Source organism: Streptomyces sp. NPDC004542 (assembly GCF_040610035.1).
Classification (GTDB): Bacteria; Actinomycetota; Actinomycetes; order Streptomycetales; family Streptomycetaceae; genus Streptomyces.
This window is the reverse complement of sequence record NZ_JBEXLP010000064.1, coordinates 14,361-36,003: the sequence shown is the minus strand read 5'-3', so window position 1 is coordinate 36,003 and position 21,643 is coordinate 14,361. Positions and strand designations below refer to the sequence as shown.

The 21,643-nt window shown below is 69.8% G+C and carries 23 protein-coding genes and 7 pseudogenes; 16 read left to right on the top strand and 14 right to left on the bottom strand.

From position 1 onward, the window contains the following. Window positions 1-253: 253 nt before the first annotated feature. The 3 genes from ABZX30_RS27650 to ABZX30_RS27640 all read right to left on the bottom strand — a co-directional run bounded on the left by ABZX30_RS27650 (window position 254) and on the right by ABZX30_RS27640 (window position 1,098). Complete coding sequence (locus tag ABZX30_RS27650) at window positions 254-532, bottom strand: hypothetical protein (RefSeq protein WP_355938092.1); 279 nt, start codon at window positions 530-532, stop codon at window positions 254-256. Window positions 533-700: 168 nt separating this feature from the next. Beyond that, window positions 701-862: a hypothetical protein gene (locus ABZX30_RS27645; RefSeq protein WP_355938090.1), complete on the bottom strand. Its 162-nt coding sequence runs from the start codon at window positions 860-862 to the stop codon at window positions 701-703. Then, window positions 859-1,098: a hypothetical protein gene (locus ABZX30_RS27640; RefSeq protein WP_355938089.1), complete on the bottom strand. Its 240-nt coding sequence runs from the start codon at window positions 1,096-1,098 to the stop codon at window positions 859-861. Before ABZX30_RS27640 ends, ABZX30_RS27645 begins: the two co-directional genes overlap by 4 nt. A gap of 607 nt (window positions 1,099-1,705) precedes the next feature. Here ABZX30_RS27640 and ABZX30_RS27635 point away from each other — a divergent pair. The 4 genes and pseudogenes from ABZX30_RS27635 (at window position 1,706) to ABZX30_RS27620 (ending at window position 3,732) form a co-directional block, all read left to right on the top strand. Beyond that, the gene (locus tag ABZX30_RS27635) at window positions 1,706-2,329 is read left to right on the top strand and encodes a helix-turn-helix transcriptional regulator (protein ID WP_355938087.1); all 624 of its coding nucleotides are present in this window, start codon (window positions 1,706-1,708) and stop codon (window positions 2,327-2,329) included. A 51-nt stretch (window positions 2,330-2,380) separates the two neighbouring features. Next, a complete protein-coding gene (locus tag ABZX30_RS27630) occupies window positions 2,381-2,530 on the top strand; it encodes a hypothetical protein (RefSeq protein ID WP_355938086.1) in 150 nt (49 codons plus the stop codon). A 112-nt stretch (window positions 2,531-2,642) separates the two neighbouring features. After that, window positions 2,643-3,262: pseudogene (locus ABZX30_RS27625) on the top strand (peptide deformylase). Between the two features lie 137 nt (window positions 3,263-3,399). After that, window positions 3,400-3,732: a DUF296 domain-containing protein gene (locus ABZX30_RS27620; protein ID WP_355938084.1), complete on the top strand. Its 333-nt coding sequence runs from the start codon at window positions 3,400-3,402 to the stop codon at window positions 3,730-3,732. Between the two features lie 511 nt (window positions 3,733-4,243). Here ABZX30_RS27620 and ABZX30_RS27615 read toward each other — a convergent pair. The 3 genes from ABZX30_RS27615 to ABZX30_RS27605 form a co-directional block, all read right to left on the bottom strand. Continuing rightward, window positions 4,244-4,939, bottom strand: coding sequence for a DUF4386 domain-containing protein (locus tag ABZX30_RS27615; protein WP_355938082.1), 696 nt, complete (start codon window positions 4,937-4,939; stop codon window positions 4,244-4,246). Continuing rightward, window positions 4,936-5,184 (bottom strand): hypothetical protein, encoded by a 249-nt coding sequence (locus tag ABZX30_RS27610; protein WP_190152145.1) that lies wholly within the window; start codon window positions 5,182-5,184, stop codon window positions 4,936-4,938. Before ABZX30_RS27610 ends, ABZX30_RS27615 begins: the two co-directional genes overlap by 4 nt. Window positions 5,185-5,273: 89 nt before the next feature. Further along, the gene (locus ABZX30_RS27605; RefSeq protein ID WP_355938080.1) at window positions 5,274-6,209 is read right to left on the bottom strand and encodes an NAD(P)/FAD-dependent oxidoreductase; all 936 of its coding nucleotides are present in this window, start codon (window positions 6,207-6,209) and stop codon (window positions 5,274-5,276) included. Between the two features lie 80 nt (window positions 6,210-6,289). On the opposite strand from ABZX30_RS27605, the gene ABZX30_RS27600 reads away from it, so the two are divergent. Next, window positions 6,290-6,892, top strand: coding sequence for an XRE family transcriptional regulator (locus tag ABZX30_RS27600; RefSeq protein WP_355938078.1), 603 nt, complete (start codon window positions 6,290-6,292; stop codon window positions 6,890-6,892). 239 nt (window positions 6,893-7,131) lie between these two features. On the opposite strand, the gene ABZX30_RS27595 is transcribed toward ABZX30_RS27600, so the two are convergent. Further along, complete coding sequence (locus ABZX30_RS27595) at window positions 7,132-7,494, bottom strand: zinc-binding dehydrogenase (RefSeq protein ID WP_355938076.1); 363 nt, start codon at window positions 7,492-7,494, stop codon at window positions 7,132-7,134. A gap of 365 nt (window positions 7,495-7,859) precedes the next feature. Here ABZX30_RS27595 and ABZX30_RS27590 point away from each other — a divergent pair. The 4 genes and pseudogenes from ABZX30_RS27590 to ABZX30_RS27575 form a co-directional block, all read left to right on the top strand. Continuing rightward, window positions 7,860-8,012 (top strand): annotated as a pseudogene (locus tag ABZX30_RS27590) (ATP-binding protein); the annotation flags it as partial. 34 nt (window positions 8,013-8,046) lie between these two features. After that, entirely contained in the window at window positions 8,047-8,475 is a 429-nt protein-coding gene (locus ABZX30_RS27585) for a helix-turn-helix transcriptional regulator (protein WP_355938074.1), read from the top strand. Window positions 8,476-8,581: 106 nt separating this feature from the next. Continuing rightward, a pseudogene (locus tag ABZX30_RS27580) lies at window positions 8,582-9,520 on the top strand (alpha/beta hydrolase); the annotation flags it as partial. Between the two features lie 20 nt (window positions 9,521-9,540). After that, a pseudogene (locus ABZX30_RS27575) lies at window positions 9,541-9,729 on the top strand (transposase); the annotation flags it as partial. 9 nt (window positions 9,730-9,738) lie between these two features. Here ABZX30_RS27575 and ABZX30_RS27570 read toward each other — a convergent pair. After that, complete coding sequence (locus ABZX30_RS27570; protein WP_355938073.1) at window positions 9,739-10,080, bottom strand: hypothetical protein; 342 nt, start codon at window positions 10,078-10,080, stop codon at window positions 9,739-9,741. 323 nt (window positions 10,081-10,403) lie between these two features. Beyond that, window positions 10,404-10,598 carry a hypothetical protein gene (locus ABZX30_RS27565; protein ID WP_355938071.1) on the bottom strand — a complete coding sequence of 65 codons (195 nt, stop codon included), beginning with the start codon at window positions 10,596-10,598 and terminating at the stop codon, window positions 10,404-10,406. A gap of 406 nt (window positions 10,599-11,004) precedes the next feature. On the opposite strand from ABZX30_RS27565, the gene ABZX30_RS27560 reads away from it, so the two are divergent. After that, complete coding sequence (locus ABZX30_RS27560) at window positions 11,005-11,766, top strand: pentapeptide repeat-containing protein (RefSeq protein WP_355938069.1); 762 nt, start codon at window positions 11,005-11,007, stop codon at window positions 11,764-11,766. 343 nt (window positions 11,767-12,109) lie between these two features. Here ABZX30_RS27560 and ABZX30_RS27555 read toward each other — a convergent pair whose 3' ends face one another. Both ABZX30_RS27555 and ABZX30_RS27550 read right to left on the bottom strand, forming a co-directional pair. Further along, window positions 12,110-13,489 (bottom strand): hypothetical protein, encoded by a 1,380-nt coding sequence (locus ABZX30_RS27555; protein ID WP_355938067.1) that lies wholly within the window; start codon window positions 13,487-13,489, stop codon window positions 12,110-12,112. Window positions 13,490-13,625: 136 nt separating this feature from the next. Beyond that, window positions 13,626-13,760 (bottom strand): annotated as a pseudogene (locus ABZX30_RS27550) (ISAzo13 family transposase); the annotation flags it as partial. A gap of 104 nt (window positions 13,761-13,864) precedes the next feature. Here ABZX30_RS27550 and ABZX30_RS27545 point away from each other — a divergent pair. The 3 genes and pseudogenes from ABZX30_RS27545 to ABZX30_RS27535 form a co-directional block, all read left to right on the top strand. After that, window positions 13,865-14,767: pseudogene (locus ABZX30_RS27545) on the top strand (IS3 family transposase); the annotation flags it as partial. A gap of 197 nt (window positions 14,768-14,964) precedes the next feature. After that, window positions 14,965-15,525, top strand: a complete 561-nt coding sequence (locus ABZX30_RS27540) for a TetR/AcrR family transcriptional regulator (RefSeq protein WP_355938065.1) — start codon at window positions 14,965-14,967, stop codon at window positions 15,523-15,525. 228 nt (window positions 15,526-15,753) lie between these two features. After that, complete coding sequence (locus tag ABZX30_RS27535) at window positions 15,754-17,196, top strand: cytochrome P450 (protein ID WP_355938063.1); 1,443 nt, start codon at window positions 15,754-15,756, stop codon at window positions 17,194-17,196. 274 nt (window positions 17,197-17,470) lie between these two features. On the opposite strand, the gene ABZX30_RS27530 is transcribed toward ABZX30_RS27535, so the two are convergent. Both ABZX30_RS27530 and ABZX30_RS27525 read right to left on the bottom strand, forming a co-directional pair. Then, a complete protein-coding gene (locus ABZX30_RS27530) occupies window positions 17,471-18,004 on the bottom strand; it encodes a GNAT family N-acetyltransferase (protein WP_355938061.1) in 534 nt (177 codons plus the stop codon). A 276-nt stretch (window positions 18,005-18,280) separates the two neighbouring features. Continuing rightward, window positions 18,281-18,460, bottom strand: coding sequence for a hypothetical protein (locus tag ABZX30_RS27525; RefSeq protein WP_355938059.1), 180 nt, complete (start codon window positions 18,458-18,460; stop codon window positions 18,281-18,283). A gap of 578 nt (window positions 18,461-19,038) precedes the next feature. Between ABZX30_RS27525 and ABZX30_RS27520 the strand changes: the two genes are divergently transcribed. The 3 genes from ABZX30_RS27520 (at window position 19,039) to ABZX30_RS27510 (ending at window position 21,056) form a co-directional block, all read left to right on the top strand. After that, window positions 19,039-19,674 (top strand): YeeE/YedE thiosulfate transporter family protein, encoded by a 636-nt coding sequence (locus ABZX30_RS27520; protein ID WP_355938057.1) that lies wholly within the window; start codon window positions 19,039-19,041, stop codon window positions 19,672-19,674. Then, window positions 19,659-20,090 carry a YeeE/YedE thiosulfate transporter family protein gene (locus ABZX30_RS27515; protein ID WP_355938055.1) on the top strand — a complete coding sequence of 144 codons (432 nt, stop codon included), beginning with the start codon at window positions 19,659-19,661 and terminating at the stop codon, window positions 20,088-20,090. Before ABZX30_RS27520 ends, ABZX30_RS27515 begins: the two co-directional genes overlap by 16 nt. 231 nt (window positions 20,091-20,321) lie before the next feature. Then, window positions 20,322-21,056, top strand: a complete 735-nt coding sequence (locus ABZX30_RS27510) for an HAD family hydrolase (RefSeq protein ID WP_355938053.1) — start codon at window positions 20,322-20,324, stop codon at window positions 21,054-21,056. Between the two features lie 86 nt (window positions 21,057-21,142). Here ABZX30_RS27510 and ABZX30_RS27505 read toward each other — a convergent pair. Further along, window positions 21,143-21,600, bottom strand: a pseudogene (locus ABZX30_RS27505) (ATP-binding protein); the annotation flags it as partial. Between the last annotated feature and the right edge of the window lie 43 nt (window positions 21,601-21,643).

Here is a 21,643-nt window from a genome sequence, read left to right as displayed (position 1 = left end):
GTTACGACACCGTGGCCTCTCCCTCTTGCCAGGCACTTGCCGCTGACTTGCCCGGTGAGCGGCAGGACCTGGCCGACAGGGGACGGATGTGCGCACGTTCGCGGCACCGCCCCCACCACTGGGACCAGTTCAGCGCCGTAGGCGCCTGCATCGGCCCCGTCAACGCCTGATCGGACCGCCGCCCCCGACACCTACCGCGGCTCATCCGCAGCCGCACCCGCAACCACGGCGGCCTGACCCCCTACCCCGGCACCTACGCCGACCGCCCCCGGTTCAGCGCGTACCCGACGACATCCACCGACGGACACGAGCCGCCCGAGAAGACGGCAGCGACACTCACCACCGCCCTACACGCCTGTGCCGCCCAGATCACAACGCGCGCGATCGCGGCCGGCAGCTTCCGGTCATCACTTCGACACCGGCCGTCGCCCTGATCGAGTTGCCGCTCCGGCACCGCCCGCTGGAACACCTCCCCCGGCTCGTCCGACACGAGACGCTGGCCTGCCCCCGCCGCGACCAGCAGGCTCTCCAAACCGATGAGAGGGGCTGTCAGGTGCACCCATACAGCCGTCGGCCGATCCGCGCGGACGCTGACGGCTGAAGTGAAGGAAGTGTCTGGTCAACGGCCTTGTCTCACATTCGGTGGTGACGAAGTGGCTTCGTTCATCTCCAGGAACAGCGATTTCGACCGGTTCTGGAGTCAGTTGTCGATCAGCCGGCTCGCGAGTGTCGGGGAGAAAAGACGGCACTGCCGAGTGAGTGAGGGAACGTGGGACGGCCAGAGCGCGGTCAGGGTGCGGTGCCGGTGCCCGCCGAGGCGGTGGGCGCCCGGCTCGACGAGCACCAGGGCCGGGGCGGTCATCCGGCGACGGCCTGCTCACCGTGTCCGGCGGTGAACCGGGCGTACAGCCATGCCGGGTCGTTGAGCTGGTCGAACAGGGCCGGGGCCCGGGCCGCCCCGTGGGCGAAGGCGACGCCTTCGCGGGCCCCGGAGACGGCGAACTGCGCGAACTCGCCCTCGCCGCCGGCCGTCCAGGCGGCGATGCGTTCGGCGGCCTCGGCGTCGTCCATGCCGTACTCGCTGCCGCGGGACAGCATCGCGCACTCGCGGAAACCGCGGCGGCGAAGGCCAGCAGCACGCTCCGGCCGAGCCCGCCGTCGTCCGGCGACGGGTCCGGCCGAAGGCATCCGTCGCCGGCGAAGGAGAACGGCAGGTAGTGGCAGTACCCGGCGATCAGTGCGTCGACGTGTGCTTCCAGCAGCGCGGCCCGGATCGCCGGGGCGGCCTCGACCTGGTTGGCCACCACTACCTCCGGCCGCGTACGGCGGACGAGGTCGACCAGGGCGTCCAGGCCCGGGACGAAGCGGGCCCGGTACTTCGTGGCCGGCACCTCGGTGGGCTCGAAGCCCACCCGGGCGTCCCCGGCAGCGACCGGGGCGGCCACGGTCACCTCGGCCCCGGCATCGGTCAGAGCCGGGGCGAGCAGGTCGGCGAAGGTGAAGCCGGAGTCCGCCGACAGCCGGTTCGGGTTGGAGACGTTGAGCAGATACAGCAGGCGCATCGCACACCCCTCGTCGGCCGCGGGGGTCGAACCGGGCCGGTGAAGGAAGGAAACCGGCGGCAAGGACGGCGACAGAATGGTGAACCGTCCTCACTCACGGTTCACTCACGCACTCAAGTCAGCCGATCGAGCGAGGGGCTTTGATGGACGCGCAGGGCGACGCGGTCACCGTGGAACAGGCCGCGGCGGACTTCGCGGCCGAGATCGCCTACTGGCGCGAGGTACGCGGGATGCCGAAGAAGGCCCTCGCAGAGCTGATGTGCTTCCACCCCTCCTACGTCAGCCACATGGAATCCGGTCGGCACAAGCCGACCGAGGACTTCGCCCGCCGCGCGGACGAGACGCTGAACACGGGCAAGGCCGTCTGGAGACGCTGGTGCGAGTACGAGACGGCCAGAGCCCGGGAGGCGAAGGCCCGAGAGACAAAAGCGGCCGCGACCGGCGTGCCGACGCCGAGGCGGAGCGAGCAGCCGTACGCCACCGGCTCGGCGATCGTCGTCGAGCACGACGCCGCCCGTCTCGACTACGACGGCAGCCTCTACCGGCTCACCATGCGCCGCCTGCTGCGAAACACCGGCAGCGACCCCATCACCCGCTACCTGATCCGCATCTCCGTCGACCGCTACCCCGGCGACCCGGAACGCTCCAACGCCCACTACCGGGCCAACCCGCTGACCTGGGACGAACTCGCGCTCACGGCGACCTGCCGCGGGGAGGCCATGCGGTGGCAGACCAAGCACGACCGGGACGCGTTCAGAGAGGTCTGACTGCTGTTCGACAACGACCAGGGCCGCTTCCCGCTCTACCCCGGCGAGTCGGTGTGGATCGCGTACGCCTACACCGTCAGCGACACCAAGTGGGGCCGCTGGTTCCAGCGCGCCGTCCGGCTGCCCACCGAGCACCTGGAGGTCGAGTTCGCCTTCCCCGCCGCGCTCGATCCGATGGTGTGGGGACCGAGACCTCGATGACCGCCGAGGCGTCCCCGCTCCGCTCCGCCCCCAGCCGGCGCGAGGAGAACGGGATGCGCGCCTTCACTTGGACGACCACCCAGCCGGCGCAGCACGCCCGATATCGTCTGGAATGGAGATTCCGGGCCCGGCCCGAACAGGACGCTACGTCAGGGGAGTTCAGGTGACCGAGGTGCGGCCCAGCCAGCAGATGCGCGACCTCCGGGTCGTCCAGCACGGCGCCCCCGCCCTGACCGAACCGACCCGCCCCTTCGACCTGCCCGCCGAGCGGGAGGCCGCCGAGCAGGCCGTGGAGATGCTGTTCGCCTCCATCGAGCACATCGCCCGCGTCCACACCTTCGCCAAGGGCATGGGCATCGCCGCCCCGCAGATCGGCATCGGCCGGGCGGCGGCCGTCGTCCAGCCCCCGAAGAAGGTACCGGCGCCATCGTGCTGCTCAACCCCCGCATCACCGCCGCCTCCGAGGAGACCGGCGAACAGTACGAGGGATGCCTGTCCTTCTTCGACGTCCGCGGCCTTGTTCCCCGCCCGCTCCCGATCACCGTCGAGACCACCGCACTGGACGGCACCACCGTGACCACGGCCTATGAACGGGGGCTTGCCCGACTCGTCGCCCACGAGATCGACCACCTCGACGGGCTGCTGTACCTCAGCCGGATGCGGCCCGGCGTCGACCTCGTTCCCGTCGAGCAGTACCGGCAGACCGGGCGCGCCTGGGCGTACGACGCCTGACCGGGATCTGCCGTGACGGGCGTGGAGGACCCGCACGCCGAGGACCCACGGCTCGGACATCGTCACCGCGCCGCTGGTGGACAAGGCGTCCACCACGGACCTGCGCCGCTGAGCCCCATGACCGGACGGAGTCCCGCATGATCGTCTTTGAAGTCCCCTCCGGTGAGCTCGTCGACGAGCTGAACCGCCAGGCCGCCGAGGCCGGCATCACCGACGCGGCGATCGTCTCCCTGATCGGAGCCGCTGACTCCTTCACCGTCTCGACCATGCCCGAAGGCGACGCTCTCAAGGACACCATCACCACGTACGACCTGCCCGGCGAGATGACCGGCACCGGCGAGATCCGCAATGGCTTCGTCCACCTCCACGTCGTCATGGGCGTCGAAGGCGACCGCGCGATCGCCGGACACCTGCACGAGGCCCACATCGGCACCCACTTCGCCCGCGCCTACGTCGTCCCCATCACCTGACCGCGCGTGTGTGACCGGGGACGGGCGCACCGAAGCCCCCGGCGGCCGCTCCTGTACCAGCCCCGCCGGGGCTTCTTCCTCGCCTGCTCAGGGCCTATTGGGCTGTTGGGCCTGACAGGTCGATTTTGACGAGCAGCTCGATGACATGCTTCAGGTTGGCTTTGGGCTGTGTCGGTTTCTGCGGGAGTCGTTCTGGAGCGAGCGTCGTGATCAATGTCAGTGACTTTTGATGTCACTCGGGCGCCGCAAGGCCGCCCGTTCGGACATGATGAGAGCCGGAACGACCCGTCAAGAGGGCCTTCGGCGTCGCTTGAGATGACGGCCGTCGGCCACTCGGACTGGCCACTGCACATCCCCTCCTACTGTGGAGACCTTGACCAGAGGGATAGTTGAGGGTCATGGCATCCAGCAAGCGCATCTACGACGCCGAGTTCCGCGAGGGGGGGCGGTGCGGATCCGTTCGTCGGTTCACTTCGTGCGGGGCAGGAGCGCCGGGGCCGGAACCCCGGCTTCACGCCGGCACGGAGTCGCGGGTCAGGACGGGCGAGGGACGGAAGCCCTTGAACGTCAGCCAGAGGCCGAGCCCGAACTCCCAGGCCGCGATGGGGAGGGTGAGCAGCAGGCTGACGACGGAGAGGTCGTCCATGCCGCCGAAGGCGACCACCATGCACTTCGCCACCATGAGCGGTGCGCCGATGAGCCCGAGGACGGGAAGCGAGCGGGGGACCAGGCCCGCGCGGTACAGCATGGTTCCGAGGAACAGGGCGTTGATCGCGGACATGATCCCGGGGCCGAAGAGGAAGGTCCAGTCGCGGACGTCGACCAGGGCCTGGGCGACGGTGGTCAGGCCGGCCGGTGCGTCGGTGCCGCCGAGGTCCTGACGGAGGGTGACGACCGACAGGACGCTGACGACGCCGACGAGGATGAGACCGGCTTCGACCAGGCGGGAGGAGACGAACCCGAGCGCCGCGGTCCTGCTGACCCTCCGGGTCACCGGGTAGAGGGCGAGGGCGGTGGCGACACAGGCGAAGGCGGTGACCAGTTCCATGACGCCGCCGAGGACCACCTGGGTGTCCTGGCCGGCGCCCAGGACGTAGTCGGCGTGGTCGGTGACGGGTTCGAGCAGCGGCAGCGCCGGGATCGACGCCGCGAAGGTGATCAGGTAGGCGATGCCGCCGAGGAGAGCGACGCGGCGTTCCTTGCTCATGACGTGCTCCGTGCGGACAGGACTCTGACGCGGATCTTGTGCAGTTGCGGCATGAGGCCGTAGATGACGATCGGGACGGCGATGGTGGCGAGCACGAAGGTGCGCAGCAGCGTGGACATGGGGCTCAGCCATCCGGCGAGCGTCACGTTGAGCAGAGCCAGGGTGGGGAACACGCAGAGCCAGATCATCAGCGCGAGCTGGTGCTTGGTCGGCGGTCCGACCCGGGGGGTGTTCTTGTCGGACATGGGTGGTGCCTCTCGTTCGGAGCGTCGGTGTCGGACGGTGTCGGATCAGGTGGGCCGCGTGATGGGATCGCGTGGGCCGCGTCGCCGGATCAGGTCGGTCGGACCGTGCGGAACGCCTCGACGGCGTCCTGTACGTCCTCCTCGGTGAGGTCGTTGTTGATCGCGATGGCGGCGGCGGAGCCCTCGCCCGCGGCGGTGATGACCTGCGCCCGCGAGTTCACGGCGTTCCCCGCCACCCAGAGGCCGGGTACCGAGGTGAGGCCGCCGGCGTCGACGAGCGGCCATCCGGCGTCGTCGGTCCGGGCGCCGAGACCCCGGACGAGGGCGTTGTTGCCGACGAACTCGGGCCGCACGAACACGGCGGTGCGCGGGACGCGGTGGCCGTCGGCGAGTTCCACCGCGCCGAGCCGGTCGTCCTCGACGACCAGGCGGGCCACCGCGCCCTCGACGATGCCGATGGCGCGGGCGGTGAGCCGTTCGCGGTCGGAGTCGGTGAGCCGCGTGGTGTGGGCGAAGAAGACGACGTCCGCACTCCACTGCCGGATCAGGAGCGCGTGCTGGACGGCACCCGGGGTCCCCCCGAGGACACCTAGGGGCTGGTCACGGACCTCGTGGCCGTGGCAGTAGGGGCAGTGCAGCAGATCGCGGCCCCACCGCTCGGCCACGCCCGGGACGTCGGGGAGCCGGTCGCTCAGGCCGGTGGTTACCAGCACCCGTCGGGCCAGCAGGGTGCCGCCGTCCTTGAGCAGGACTCCGAACGTTCCGTTCGGCGACGGCATGAGGCCGCTGACCGTCTGGTCGACGAACTGTCCGCCGTAACCGGCCACCTCGGCCCGGCCGACCGCGAGCAGGTCGGCCGGCGGCATGCCGTCACGGGAGAGATAGCCCTGCATGTGCGTGGCCGGGGCGTTGCGGGGCCGGCCGTCGTCGATGACGACGACCTCCCGGCGGGCGCGGGCCAAAACCAGGGCCGCGGAGAGTCCGGCGGCTCCGCCGCCGATGACTGCGATGTCGTAGGTGTTCATGCCTGGGAGCATGCGACCGCCGTCCTGTGAGCAACGACTTTTGTTGCCGAAACCGGGACGCGCGCGGTTCGCTGGGGGACATGGACGACCCGAACGAACGCATCACCGCCGCGCTCGGCGAGGTGGGACCGCGGCTGAAGCGGATCCGCGCGCAGCGCGACATCAGCCTCGCGGAGCTGGCCGACGCGACCGGCATCTCGAAGAGCACCCTGTCCCGGCTGGAGACCGGCCAGCGCAAACCGAACCTGGAACTGCTGCTGCCCCTGGCACACGTGTACGGAGTGCCGCTGGACGAACTTGTCGGGGCCCCTGAGGTGGGCGACCCACGGGTGAGGCTGAAGGCGCATCGGGTGCACGGCCGTACCGTCATTCCGCTGTCGCGTCAGCCGGGTGCCGTTCAGGTGTGGAAGATCGTCATACCCACGACGAAGAACAAGGTCGAACTGAAGACGCACGAGGGCTACGAATGGCTCTACGTCATCTCCGGGAAGCTGCGCATCGTCATCGGTGAGCATGACCTCGTCCTCGGCACGAGCGAGGTCGCGGAGTTCGACACGCGGGTTCCGCACTGGTTCGGCAGCACCGGCGAGGCGCCGTGCGAGGTGCTGTCCGTGCTGGGCCGGCAGGGCGAACGGATGCATGTGCGTGCCCGGCCCAAGGGCCCCGGCGGTGACGGACACTGACCCCTGAACCGTCTCGGTCACGGCGGTACCGTCGTCGGCCGGGCCTGAACCGCTGCCGAGCCTGCCCGCTCGCCGGGGCCGGGGCTCTCGTCCGCACCGCACGCTCGCGGTGCTCCCCGGAGGGGTGTGGCGCGGGGGCGGGCCCGGGACGCCGTACCGATCGAACAGTGGCGCGGTGTTCCGGATCGGTGGATCCGTGTCCGTTCCTGTGAGGCAGCCGGGCCGCTGCGCGGGGCCTGTCATCGGTCCACGGTGATGGCGATCTTGCCGCGGACGCTCCCCGCCGCCAGCTCCCGCACGGCGAGCGGCGCGTCCTCGAGCGGATGGACCCGGTCGATGCTGGGGACGAGCCGGCCGGCCTCGATCAATCCCGTGAGCCGGTCGTAGTCGGCGGCGCGCTCCTCGGCGACCAGCAGCGCGAGGCGCTGCCTGAGGAAGACGGAGAGCAGCGCACCCCGCAGCTGCCGTCCCATGCCGATCAGCGCACCGGCGTCCTCGCCCCCGACGAACACGGCGGTCCCTCGGGGCCGGAGGGCTCGCCGCAGCCGTCTCAGGGAGGGGTTGCCCGCGATGTCGAGGACGAGGTCGTACCGGCGGGACACCGGGGTGGACCAGGACGTCCATGGCCGGCGCGTCGTCGATCGAGTGGTGCGCGCCGAGCACCAGGGTCTTGGCACCGCGGACGGGCCGGCCGTCGGACGAGAGGCAGAAGGCGTCCCAGCCGTCCTCGGGGTGCTGCCGCGTCCAGGCGGACAGCACCTCCCAGGGGCCGACGGCGTCCAGCTCCTCAACCCCGTCGAAGAGCAGGATCCCGATCCGGCGCCGCCGTCCGTCGCCCGGTGCCGGGTCGCCGTTCACATGGTCGTGGTGGTCGTTCATGGAATGAATCCTCACCGCGTGCGGCCCCGGTCGCCCCGGTCAAACGGCCGGGGTTCGCGCCCGGACTGCGGCGCGCGGGGCGAGGTGTATGTTTCGTGGCGTGATGGTCGGTCGCGGGCCGGAGCGGCAGCTCCTGGCCGAGCTTGTCGAGGGGGCGTGCGGCGGCACAGCGGGGGCGCTGGTCGTCCGTGGGGAGCCCGGCGTCGGCAAGTCGGCGCTGCTCGACGAGGTCGTGGCGGGTGCCGGTGACGCCACCTTGCTGCGCACCCGGGGTCTTGAGGCCGAGGCGCCGCTGGCGTTCGGCCCACCATGCGGACGCCGGCCGACCGCTCGACGCGGCGCGGGCCCGACTTGCCTACGGGGAGTGGCTGCGCCGGGTCCAGCGGCGGGTCGACGCCCGGCAGCACCTGCGCCGGGCCGTCGAGACCTTCCAGGACCTGCGCGCCGAGTCCCTGGCCACCCGGGCCGACCAGGAGCTTCGTGCCTCCGGGGAGACCGCGCGCAGGCGCGACCCCGCCACACCGGTCAAGCTCACCCCGACGGAGCTGCAGATCGCACGACTGGTGAGCTCCGGCCTGTCCAACAAGGACGTCGCGGCCCAGTGCTGGATCTCTCCCCGGACGGTCGCCTTCCACCTCCGCAACGTCTTCGCCAAGGCCCAGGTCACCTCCCGGAGCGAGCTCGCCCGGCTCGACCTGGCCTGACACCGATCCCGGCCATCTGACCGGGGCGAGCGCCCGGCATCGGCGCCACGCTCGGACGCAGTGCACCACGCCGTCACCGGCACCCCACTGCGAGAGCGAGACCGCCATGACCGTCCACACCGACCCCAGCCGTGCAACGGAGCCGCACCGCAGTACGGGTGCCTGGCCCGTCACCCGCGTCGTCCTCGGTTCACTGCTCGGAGGAGCTGTGAGCGCTCTGGTCCTGACCATGCTGGTCTTCCCCGGAGCCAACGAGGCGGTCGTCACCGGTTCGCTGCTGTGCGGCTTCGGTGCCGGCTGGGTCGCGCTCGCCTTCGTCTCGGCCCGCAAGGCCCGCCGGCCGCAGCGCTGGGCGCGTGTCCCCGCGGTCGCCATGTCGGCCACCGGAGCGGGTCTGGTCGCCTTCGCTCCGGACGACTCCGCTCTCTCGGTGCTGAACTGGGTGTGGCCCCCGCCCATGCTGGCCCTGGTGGCCTGGATGTTCGTCCAAGCCCGTCGGGCCCTGCCTACGCGGGCGCGTCTGCTGCTGGCCCCGGTGTTCGTCACCCTGGCCGCGACCGCCGCCGGAGCCTTGGTCCAGGACGTCACCTTCCCCCTGGTCCGGCACGACCACGCTGCTCCGGGCAGGACGTTCACGGTGGGCGACCACCGGCTGCACATCGACTGCCGAGGCGCGGGCGGACCGACGGTCGTCCTCTTCAACGGCCTGGGCGAGTTCTCCGCCTCCTGGGCCCGGATCACCGACCGGGTCGGCGACACCACACGGGTGTGCGCCTACGACCGCGCGGGCCAGGGCTGGAGCGACGACGCCGACGGGCCCCAGGACGGCGTCACCGCGGCGGCCGACCTGCACGCCCTGCTCGCCGCGGCGGGTGAGCACGGACCCTATGTGCTCGTCGGGCACTCCACCGGAGGCCCGTACGCATTGACGTACGCCGCCCGGTACCCCGGGGACGTCGCCGGCATGGTGCTCCTCGACAGCTCCAGCCCGCGCCAGTTCGCCGACATGCCGGCCTACCCCGCGCAGTACGCGCTGATGAAGCGCGGCCTGTCCCTCCTGCCCACGCTCGACGCGGCGTCGCCCACGGCTCGGGACTGGGCAAGGTCCGTTGGGTGGTCGAGCGCGCCTTCGCCTGGCTGCACCGGTTCAAACGACTCCGCATTCGCTACGAGCGACGCGCGGATCTCCATCAGGGACTGCTTGAACTGGCCTGCAGCCTCATATGCCTCCGCCGCCTGCGAACCTCATTCTGAAACGATCAGTTAGGCGGCGGCTGCACCGCTTCCAGCGCGGCGATGTTCACCGTGTACGCCGGGTCGGTGGCCGCAGCCTCGCGCGCCTGGTCCGGTTTCTGCCGTACCGGCCCGGACAGGTAGGCGCCGACGTGCTCCAGCTTCTTGCTTCTTGGTGACCGGGTTGTCGAAGAGCTCGGTGCCCAGGCGGCGGGCTTCTTCGGGCGTGGTGCCCAGCAGTGAGGCGATGAGCGGCAGGTCGACGCCGCCGGTGGCGCCCATCACGGCCGTCAGCGCCGTCTTCGGGTCGTCGGTGGGCTCCAGGTCGCCGCGGCGGGCGCCCGGCCGCCGGGTGAGGACCTCGGAGGGCACCGGCCGGTCGTTCGCCCGGTCCCAGCGCTCCAACCCCAGGACGACGGCGGCGTGCGGGTCCTGACGGAACCAGCCCCAGCCCGTGGGCAGCCGTTCCTCGCCGTCCAGGTCGAGGCCGGCGTCGCGGGCGGCGGCCCTGGCCTCGTCGGTCGGCAGTGCCGTCCGGGTCTGCCGGGGCCGTCACAGCGGCCCGTACGCCGCGGTGTAGGCGGTGTGCAGCCCGGAGAGCCGGCCGCGGACCTCGCGCGCGGTGGGTCCCGGAGCTCGCCACGCACCCGGGAGTACAACTCCCAGCGGGCGTGATCCGTCTCGAACCTGCCCTCTCACTCCCCGCCGGGCCGGTGGACCGGCTCATCGGGGTCCGGCCCGTCCAGGAACACGGTCGGGACCGAGCCCCAGCCCGACCAGCGGGCCAGGACGCGCTTCTCCTCGGCGGTGGCGCCGCGGCGGTCGTGCTCCGGTTTCCGCAGCAGCTTGACGGCTTCGAGGTAGTGGCTGGTCTTCCGCCGGATCGCCAAGCCACTTCCCGCGCCGTGCCTGACGAGGCAGCAGGAACAGCCGCGGTCTCAGGATTGTCACGTATAGAACGATACGAACCAGTACTGTGGGGGGACTTGCTGAAATTGCGTCATGACCACGCCCAGCCCTGGAACTGGTGCGCGCCGCGCGCAGTTGCACCGGATCGCCGAGCGCCTGCGCCTTCGGTGGCCGACCTCAGCACCAGCCCCGACCCCCGCCTCCGTGCCACCCGCAAGGTCAGCCGCAGCCGACTTCGGTGCCGGGACGCAGCCGACCGTAACCTCCACGACGCCGGCAGACGCCACTGCTGCTGGCGGGACTGCTCCGCCGCCCGTCAGCGGCGGCCAGCCAGATACTGCGGCAGGGGCGGACGGCGGCCGGTGGTGGACGCGGATGGAGCGCTCGATGTCCCTTCTGGTGAGCTTTTCCACTCTGGCCGCTGCGGGGTTCACCTGGATGACGATCCGACAGGCCAGCACCGAGCAACAACTGGCCCGGGACGGACAGGTCACCGACCGGTATACCGCCGCGGTCGCTAACCTGGGCGACACCGCGGAAGAGGTGCGGATCGGCGGCATGTACGCGCTTGAGCGCATCGCCCAGGACTCCCCCCGTGACGCCCCCACCGTCGTCCAAGTCCTGGCCGCCTACGTCCGCAGTCACTCACCCAAGGCCCGGCCAGGCACTCTAGGGGACGGTCAACCGGCCAACGATGTTCAAGCCGCTCTGACCATCCTCGCCGCACCCCTCGCCGAGAACACGCCAGTGGACCTGCACAGCGCGGACCTACACGGTGCGGTCCTGCCCGACGCCCACTTGGATGGCGCGAACCTGGACGGCACGAATCTGACGAACGCGAACCTGCGCGGCGCGGGCTTGGACGGCGCGATCCTGACCGGCGCGAACCTGGGTAGCGCGGACCTGCGGGGCGCAAACCTGCACGGCGCCGTCCTGGGCATGGGCCAGAAGACGCCCCTGGCCGGGGTGCAGCGGTACGGCGCGTCCTTCTTCTCAACGGATCTGACCTTGGCGAACCTGACCGGCGCGAACCTGACCGGCGCAGACCTGAGTCACGCGAACCTGGGCGGCGCGATACTGAACCGCGCGAAGGGCTACAAGCCTCCCTCCTCGAAGACTCCGCAGCCCAGTCCGTCCTCAGCCCACTGAGGGTCCGCGGCGCCCGGACACCGCCGTGCCCAGCCCGCTGCCGACGCCGCCGTCCTGGTCCCCGTGGGAGTCACGATGGAATCCCACGGAGGTACCGCCACTCCCTTGCTGGCGCCCCGACTGCCTTACGGCCGTAAAACGACTCCGCCCGCATGCCACCCGAGACCCCTGGTGATCATCTGAGATACAACCACGACGAGCTGACGATCATCCGGGCGGCTGAGCTGCCCTGAGTTTCGTACACAGCAACCCACCCGCACACCAGCCCACCTCACCTGCACGTTTCACGATGCACGGGTTTCATTGACGGGAATCGCTCTACAGCGCCTCCTGCGGTGGTGGTCTACTCCCCCATCCGCCCCATCCCCTGGGCGCACGCCGACCGGATCTCTTCCAGCAGTTCCGGGTAGTGCTCGCCATATGTGTTCACGGCATGCCATACCGCGTCCAGTGCCGCCTTGAGCGGGACGGGCTCGGCGGCAGCGAGTACGGCGGGGAGGGCGAAGTGCGGCTGTGAGATCCGCGAGAGTTCGCGCGGGGTGCTGCAGGTGTGGACCACCACGGCGGCATCGTCTCCCGTGCCTGCGGTCGGTGCCGTGCTCCGGTCGGCGGGCGCCGTCGGCGCGAGTTTGCCCGGTGCCCGGCCGAGGCCCGGCAGGCTCGGTACGTCCGCCCCCGACTCCGTGGCCGAGACCCGCTTCCCTCCGGCCGCCGCCGGAAGGGCCTGCTGCTGGTGCAGCGGTCGGTCCGCAGGGGTCGGCGGCCGGTACGGCGGTCGCTCCGGAGGTATCGCCTCGGGCACCGACCGCTCCGGTACGCGTGGATCGGAGCGAAGGGTCTGCGACAGCAGGGCCCGGTCATCGAACGGCGGCGGCAGCGGACGCTTGTGCACCAACGCGGTGAGCGCCTCGGCTACCCACGGCAGATCGGTCAGGCCTGCCGCCTCGCAGGCCCGCCGCGCGGCCAGCAGCGCCACCGCACGCTGGACCCGGGGGCTTGCGGCATCAAGGGCGTGCACCAGGTCGCTGTCGAAGCGGAGCAGGCCGAGGACATTACTGCGGCGGGCATCGCGCAGTGCCTGGCTCGGCAGTCGCCCGCCCCACTGCCACCGCTCGTAGTGCGCTCGGCGCTCCTCGGCGGCCCGCTCCTGCGCCCGGCGGGCCAGGCGCTCGGTCTCGGCGCGCTGCTGGGGTGTGGGCGGTGGCGGAAGTGCGCGGGCGTAGCGGTGCCAGTAGGCGGCGATCTGCGAGGTCCGGCGGATCACCCGGTCCGGGCGGGGCGGCGCGGGCCAGAACTGCAGGAGGTAGCTGTCCGCCTGTGGCTCCCCGTGGACTCTGGTGTCGCGTTCTCGTCCCCGGTCCATCCCCCGGGCGCAGTACCTCACCCGGTGGTCGGTCCGGGTGAGGTCCAGGTCCCACGCGGCCTCGCCCGCCCACTGCACCAAACTGGTGCGTTCCGTCAGCGGCCGGAAGGACACCTCCACCACCTCCTCCCAGTCCGGGTCCACTGCCGGGGGTACGTCGTGGACTTCCACGACGAAGCCGACCCGGCCCGTGTGCAGTCCGGTACTCAGCCAGAGCGCGCCCGGGACCGCGGCCCCGCACAACCCGCCGCTCTGCCCCGCGAACGCCTCCGAGAGACCCGGCTTCGTGCCGGCCGGATCGCTCTCGACGTAGATCTGACCGTAGTGAACCTGCACCTCGCCCGTGACCGGCCTGCGCACAGCACCCCCTTGTCCAGGACGGCCTCGAAAGCCCCCTGTCGGGCAGGCCGTCACCTGCCTCGCATCATGCTGCAGACCACTGACAACGCAGCCGACGAGGCCATGAGGCCGGCCACGGCGTCGGCCACTGGTCAAGGGAAGACGTGCCGCGATCCACGCCAACGTTGACCCGGCCGGTGTCCGCCGAAAGATCGTAGATTCCATAAGGGATGGCGGCTTCGCCCGTCGGCCCGGAGAAGAAGCTGTGGTCATCGACCCGGACCGGGTCACCCGACTCATCACGCCGAGCGGTCAGACACTCGTAGAACTCGCCCCGGAAGCGTGACGCCTCCGCGAACGCTTCCCCCCGGACAGCAGGGCCGCTTGCAAGCTCTCCAAGGAGATGAAGCCATGACCGGCCGCTGGGGCTTCATCTCCGCTCACCGCGCCGACTTCGGCGTGCAGCGGATATGCCGGGTCCTTGAGGTCTCGCGCTCGGGCCACTACCGGTGGCTTGCCGGCGCGGAGGCCCGGCAGGCCCGTCGGGCGGCCGACGACGCCCTGGTCGAGGAGATCCACGCCGATCACAAGGGCACGTACGGAGTCCGCCGCGTTCATGCCGAGCTGCGGGGCTTCGGACACACCGTCAACCGCAAGCGCGTGGAACGGCTGATGCGTGTCAAACTCGATCGAGGGCCGCCATCTGAGGCGGCGCAAACGCACCACCGTCCCCCACCGGCTGGCACCGCCGGCCCCGGACCTGATCAACCGCGTGTTCCATGCCGGGCAGCTCGACGAGAAGTGGTGCGGCGACAACACATACGTGCAGGTCGGTGGCACGTGGCTGTATCTGGCCTGCGTTCTGGACATCTGTTCACGCCGGGTGCTCGGCTGGTCGATGGCCACCCACATACGGACCGAACTGGTCGTCGACGCGCTGAAGATGGCGGTGGCAACCCGAGGCGGCGGCGTGGCCGGGGTGATCTTCCACGGGACAGGGGATCGTAATATACCTCAGACGTGTTCGCCCAGGTCTGCCAAGGTTTTGGGATCCGCCGGAGCATGGGCCGCGTCGGGTCGAGTTACGACAACGCCCTCGCCGAGAGTTTCTGGCAGGAGCTGAAGAGGGAGACCATGCACCAGAGGTTCTTCACGACGACGCACCAGGCCAGGCTGGAACTCTTCCAGTGGTTGACGTACTACAACGCGCGAACGTGCCACAGCTCGCTCGGCTACCTCTCACCCGTCGAGTTCGAACAGCAGCACCAAACAGAACGTAGGCTCACACGCGCGGCATAGAACCCCATGTCCACACTCCGGGGGGTCACCTCTCGCTCGCGAGTGGAACAACGCCGCAGGCCGGGCCGCCCGGCTCATGGGCGCGGCGCTCGAAGGGTTCGGCGTCCCGTGACGCCGAACCCGGGAACGAAGGGGACGGTACCGGGGGGCCTACCGGGTTAGATTCGAGTCCTACGGAGGAAGCCGAGGTGTTAGGGGTGGGGCAGGTGCCTGGCGAAGGGCTGCGTGACCGGCTGCTGGACACGGCCCTCGAACTGGCCTCTCCCGGCCTGACCCTCGCCATCCCGTCCCTGCGGGCGGCGGCTCGCGCCTGCGGGGTGTCCGCTACCGCGGTGTACCGCTACTTCGCCTCGCAGGGCGACCTCAACCGGGCCATCCTCCTGCGCATCGACGCCGCCTTCGTCGCCGCGATGACGGAGGCTGACGACCCCCGGCTGCCGCCGGTCGAACGACTCCGCCGCCTTGCCGTCGCCTACCTCGAGTGGGGCGTGGCCCACCCGGGGCTCTATCAGTTGCGCTTCGAGAGCGCCGGCCAGCTGGGTGCGGACTACGTGTACAGCGGCGCGGCCGACGACGTGCTGGGGGGCATCGGTCGGCTCGCCCGGGCGGCGGGCGCGGACGAGCGGGTCGCGGCCGAGGACCTCTGGGTCGGCATGCACGGGGTGGTCTCCCTGCGTATCCACAAGCCGCACATGGCGTGGCCGGACATCGAGACACAGGTCGACCGGCTCTTCGCGCTGTGGGGCTTCGCGAACTGAGCACCGGCTCCGGACTGTCTCTCTTCTTCCTCTTCTTCCTCTTCTTTCCTCGTTCTCCTCACCTCCCGTCTTCGCCTGTCCGTGGCGGGATGGTGAGAGTTCCCGCTGTGCTGGACGGAAGTCCGACGGCATTCGACACGACCAGTTGACACCTGTTAACTTCTCTCAGGGTTAACAGGTGTCAACCTGTGTGTTGCAGGCCCGGCCGTCCGTGGAGAGGACCGAGAAATGCTCACCGTCACCGTCACCGACCTGCCGGAGCCGCCGAAGGTACCGCTGCTGGGCCACCTCCCGGCACTGGGGCGCGGCGTGGCCATGCACAGAGTGCTCCACAACTGGCGGGACGTGTACGGCCCGACCTACCGGATCCGGTTCGGCCGCACCCCCCTGGTCGTCACCTCGTCGCCGGAGGTCGTCCAGACGGTGCTGCGCGAGCGGCCGGAGGCGTTCCGGCGGGCTCCGATGCTGGCACGCCTGATCGACGAGATGGGCGCTTCGGGGCTGTTCGACGCGGAAGGCGAGGACTGGCGCCGGATGCGCCGGATCGCGATGCGGGGCCTGAACGCGGGGACCCTGCGGGACTCCTTCTCCGTGATCACCCGGTCCATCGAGCGGCTGCGGGAGCTCTGGGCCACCACCGGGGGCGAGCGGGTGGACGTTCTCGACGACCTGATGCGCTACACGCTCGAAGTCTCCACGGCCCTGTTGGCGGGCCACGACCTGGACGCCGTGAGGCAGCGGGACGGCGACGGTCTGCCCCGGCGTCTGCCGCTGGTCTTCGAGAAGCTGGGACGCAGGATCGCCAGCCCGGTCCCGTACTGGCGATGGGTCCGCCTGCCCGCCGACCGCAGGCTGGATGCCACCGTCGCGGAACTACGTGACCTGATCAAGGAGCAATACGTCCACGTCCGGCGCCGCGTGGCCGAAGGACAGGCGCCGGTCACGTATCTCGAGGCGCTTGCCGAGGCGAGCATGGACGACGCCGCGAAACTGAGCGAGCAGGACGTCGTCAGTGCCGTGGTCAACATGATCGTCGCAGGGGAGGACAACACCGCCGCCGCCGCGGCATGGGCGATGCACTACCTCGCGATCCACCCCGAGGCGCAGCGGAAGGTGCGGGAGGAGGCGGATGAGGTGCTGGGGGACGACGGATTTCCGTCCGACCCGGCGGCCCTGTCCAGGCTGCGGTATGCCGAGGCGGTGGTCAACGAATCGATCCGCCTGCGGCCCACGACCCCCTTCCTGATCATGCAGGCGGCGCACGACATCACGATCCCCGACGGCGCGGACGCCCTGCGTCTGGAGGCCGGAACCCTCGTCATGCCGCTCATGACGCACGCCTCGGACGTCGACGACTACAGGTACCCGGACCCCGGAGCGTTCGAGCCCGACCGCTGGCTGTCCCCGTCCGCCCCGCAGCCGAACGACGCCTCGCCGTTCCTGCCCTTCGGCGGAGGGCCTCGCTTCTGCCCCGGACGCAACCTCGCCCTCATCGAGGTGACGATGGTCGTCGCGATGGCGTGCCGCCACTTCGTGCTGGAGGCGGACACGACGACCGGCCCGGTCGGGGAACGTGTGACCTTCGCGATGATGCCCACGAACCTGGGTATTCGGCTGCACCCGGCAGAACACCACCGCCTAAACCGCCGGAACGCGGGCGCCGACGCCTAGTACTCCAGCAGGATTTCGCTGTCTGACCTGGTCTTTTCGCCGGGTGGCGGGAATGTAGCGGGGCTTCGATCGTGCGGGGGCGGTCTCACGGAGACCGCCCCTCGATCGTGCGACAACGCCGCAGGTCACGGCTCTGACTTCAATTGCGTGAGAGCGCAGGTCAGCGACAGGAAGACACCATCCGTCCTTCGGTGCCCGTTCCGTCGCGATCAATGTGATCAGGGGCGTAGGGACAGTGGTCGGCCCTCTTGTGATGATCGACGGCGCGGTCGATTCACGCCTGGAACTCGGTGAGATCGATGGCATGAACGCGCAGCGGGTAGCCGTACACCGGGTGTGTCGTCTCCCTCTCGGGCACCATGCCGAGCTTGCGGATGACTTTCTCGGAGGCGTTGTCCCCCACCCGGTTGATGCTGACGACGCGCTCCAGGCCGCGGTCCTGGAGCGCAAACTCCAGCGTGGCGTGCGCGGCTTCGGACGCGTATCCCTGGCCCCAGAACTGTGAACCGAGCCGCCAGCTGATCGCCACGGCGGGCATCACCTCCGGCAGGAACTCGGGTACGGACAGTCCCGTGAAACCGATCAGTTCACCCGAGGCCAGCAGTTCGACGGCGAAGAGTCCGAAGCCCTCCTCGTCCCACTCCTCTTGCCATCGCTCGATGGCCCCGGCCGTGTGGTCCAGGTCCCGCACCGAGCCGTCGTCGGTCCAGTGCATGACCCGCGGGTCCGCGTTGATGTCCGTCATGGGCACGAGGTCGTCGTCGTGCCAGCTGCGGAGGAGGAGACGGGGTGTGCGGATCTCGGTCATGCGCCCATCCTGCCGAAGGCAAGCGCCTCACGGGTAATCCGGTGCTCGCCCGCACTGCGGCTCCGCAACCACCAGGTGTCAAGCCACCTGCACCACACACCGTGACCGGCAAACGCAGGACCGACAGCCTGGCAGACGACGTGCCACTTCACCAGCGCGGTCGCAAGGTGATCTCGACCCGGAGCAGCCTGCAGCAGGACCAAGATCATTCACGGAATCGCGGCCAGAGCGGCAGCGATCAATGAGCCTCTTGACAACGAGAGGACGGTATGAGACTTAATGTCCGATTGATTGCTTCGTCGGGGATGAGCGGGCAGGGTAGCGGCGGCGCCGGGCGCCCTGCTGCGGCGGCCGGGTGAACAAGCCCCGCTCAGCCTCGAGGGTCCCGCGCTCGCCAACCCGCTTGAGTTCCAGGCGGGTGTTGTTGATGGTGTCGGGCGCGATCTGCAGTTCCATCGCCTCGCACACCTACCAGGCCGGCACCGCCCCGAGCGTCAACTCCCCCACTGGTCATGCGGTGCGCCGGAACTGCTGATCAACAGGCCCCGTCGTGCCTGCGTTCCGGGCAGAACCTGGGCTTCTCCGACGGCGGCCGCCAGTGGGTCGCCACCGCCCACTCCTGACCGCGGCTGAGGCCGGCCAACTCATCGTCGCGACGCAGCGCAGGGCGACGCTTTAACGTGCCTTGTTGGCCGATGCGAATGATGATTTGATCCTCCCGTGGGTTGCTTACATTCTTCGACGTGCCCTCTCTTCCCTCATCTCAACGAGAGCCTGGCGGGCTGGCGCACCTATTACTGCGACAACGAGGCCAACTGGCGCGGTTGCGCACGCTACCAAGTCTCACTCACCGGCGAGCGGGTGCCGATCACCCTGCTGCCCAACGGGCGGCACGCCCGTCATCTGGCGCCGAGGACAGCGCCCACCGCTTCCGTGAAGCGCGGTCGCGGCCTCGCCGAACAACCGCCGACGGCTCCCGAAATACCCGAACGGGGCTGGTGGGCCCGCTTGGCAGAGTGGATGAAAGGTAACGCATGAGCACTTACTGGCCATGGTGGGCGGGTGCTCTCGGACTCGCTCTACTGACCATCGGCTACACTCTCGCGACCGACCGGTCGTTCGGGGTGTCTACGGCCTGGGAGCGAGTGCTGCACTGGCGGCGCGAAGCCGAAGTGGAGCGGATGGAAGTCGAGTTGGCGGACGAACGGGCTCTCGTCGCCGCCCTCGGCGCTGCCACCGCCGAGCATTTCGGCACCGTGCCCGCCGCGTCCGTTCCCACCGGGGCTGTCCCCCCGGGGCCGGCCGCGCCGGCCCCGGGGGGACGTCGAGGCGCACACTCGCGCCCTGCTCCGCTGGTCACCCAGGCCGTCCTGCTGATATCGATCTTCGTGGGCGGATTGACCGCTGCCGTGACCTCCGGGCGCTTTGACCTCCGCTTCGACATGGGCGCGAGCTACCGGCACCTGGTGACCGGCAACCCGGTCGTCATGATCGCCCTGCTGTTTTCGGGAGGCATGCTGGTCGGCTTCGGCACCCGGCTGGCCGGTGGCTGCAGTTCGGGGCATGGTCTCAACGGCTGCGGTCGGCTCAGCCCCGTCAGTCTCGTCGCCACAGCCACGTTTTTCGGCACCGCTGTCGCGATGTCATTCCTCCTGTGGAAGGTGATCTGATGCGCACTCGGGGCGGACTCCTGCTGGCCAACCTCCTGACCGGGCTGGCTCTCGGTTTCACCGTGACCCGTATCGGGTTCGGTGACTATGCCGAGTTGAACCGCATGTTCACCTTCCAGGACCTGCGGATGTTCCTCTCCTTCTTCGGCGCCGTCGTGATTATCGCGAGTGTGTTCGCCCTGCTTCGGGTGCGCCGGGGTGGAGGGCGTCTCCACGCCGGCGTGGTCCCCGGCGCGGTCCTGTTCGGTATCGGCTGGGCGATCTCCGGCGGCTGCCCGGCGATCCCTATCATTCAGGTCGCCAGTGGTTACCTGCCCGCCGTGATCACCATCGCGGGCATCGTCGTCGGGGTCAAGCTGTGCCGTTGGACCAGCGGCCGGTACTTCTTCATCGACAGGGGCTCCTGCGAAGGGTGAACGCGGCGGGCCCAGCGCGGGACCCTGCGCGGGGCCCTGCGACGTCGGCCTCCGCCGGGTCGAGATGACGCTCAGCGTTCGGGCCACCGCAGAACGGGTACGTCGCGCCTGCCCGCACTACCGGATTCCACTACGATCCGGACCCGTGACGCTGCCCGCACCTCGCCGGCGGGAAACACCCCCGCCTGCAAATTCCCACCGAACTCGCTCCCAACCGGTCAGAGTGGGCTCGTGACGCCCCAATCCATTGCCACGCAACGGGCTTGGGACGGTTCGCCTGCCCCCGAGATCACCGCCCGTGATCTACTGCCGATCATGCCGTTGCTGATGCTGGACCTCGACAACACCCTGGTCGACCGCGACGCAGCCTTCCGCGACGCCGTCACCGCATTCCTCACAGAGCACCGCCTGCCCGACACGGACCTGGCGTGGCTGATGACCGTCTACGCCAGCGGCTATACCGCCCGCCACGAGGTCGCCGCGGCCATGACCGACCGATACCAGAACAACGTGCCCGCCACGGCCATCCATGCCCTGCTTGACCGTGGCGCCGCCGATCGCGTCGTGCTGACGGACTCCTCCCGCGAAGCCCTGGACAAGGCCCGGGCCGACGGCTGGACCTGCGTGATCGTCACCAACGGCCGCACAACCCAGCAGGAAACCAAGATCCGCCATACCGGACTCGACCAGCTCGTCCAGGGGTGGGTGATCTCCGAGACGGTCGGCCGCAAGAAGCCCGATTCGGAGATCTTCCATGCTGCCGCGGATACCGTCGGAGTGCCTCTCACCGGCGCATGGGTCATCGGCGATTCCCCGCATGCCGACATCGCTGGCGCCATCGCGCTCGGGCTTCGAAGCATCTGGGTGTCGAACGGGCAGCCCTGGGCCCAGGACTCCTACCAGCCCACCCATGTCGCCGAGGACATCGCCACCGCGATCGACCACGTCATCAGCGCGGCGAGATAAGGCACGACCAACCCTCTTCATCGACTCCGCAAGACCGAACCCGTAAAAAATCGCCGCCACCTCACACAGGTTCGCCGGAACAAGTGCGTTTTGGTGAACATCTCGTTGGAGGCGATCGCGATGCTGTTCTTCTTTCCGCGCTCCGTGAGGACTTGGAAGAGCATCTCTGCCCCGCGCCGGTCGAGTGCGAGGTAGCCGAGTTCGTCGATCTCGAGCAAGTCGACGCGTTCGTAGCGGGCGACGGTCTTGCCCAGCTGCTTGTCGTCGGCGGCCTCGATGAACTCGTTCACCAGGTAGGCGGCGGCGGTCAGTCGCAGGTGGCGAGGCTGTGGATGACGGCGGGGCCGACGTTGCGGTTGACAGCATAGTCGAACTCGCGCAGCGACATCTCGCGCGGGAAGTGGGCGGCGCGGATGCGTCGTTCGGCTCGGCGGCGGTCGCGGTCCTCGCACTCGGCGAGAAATCCGGCGCAGGAGAGCCCCTCGCGCTCAGCTCGGGCGATGGTGTCGGCGGCTTGCACCCGCATGGTGGGCAGCCGCAGCATCCGGCAGACGGTGTCATGACGAATCCTTCCCTCGCAGGTTCAG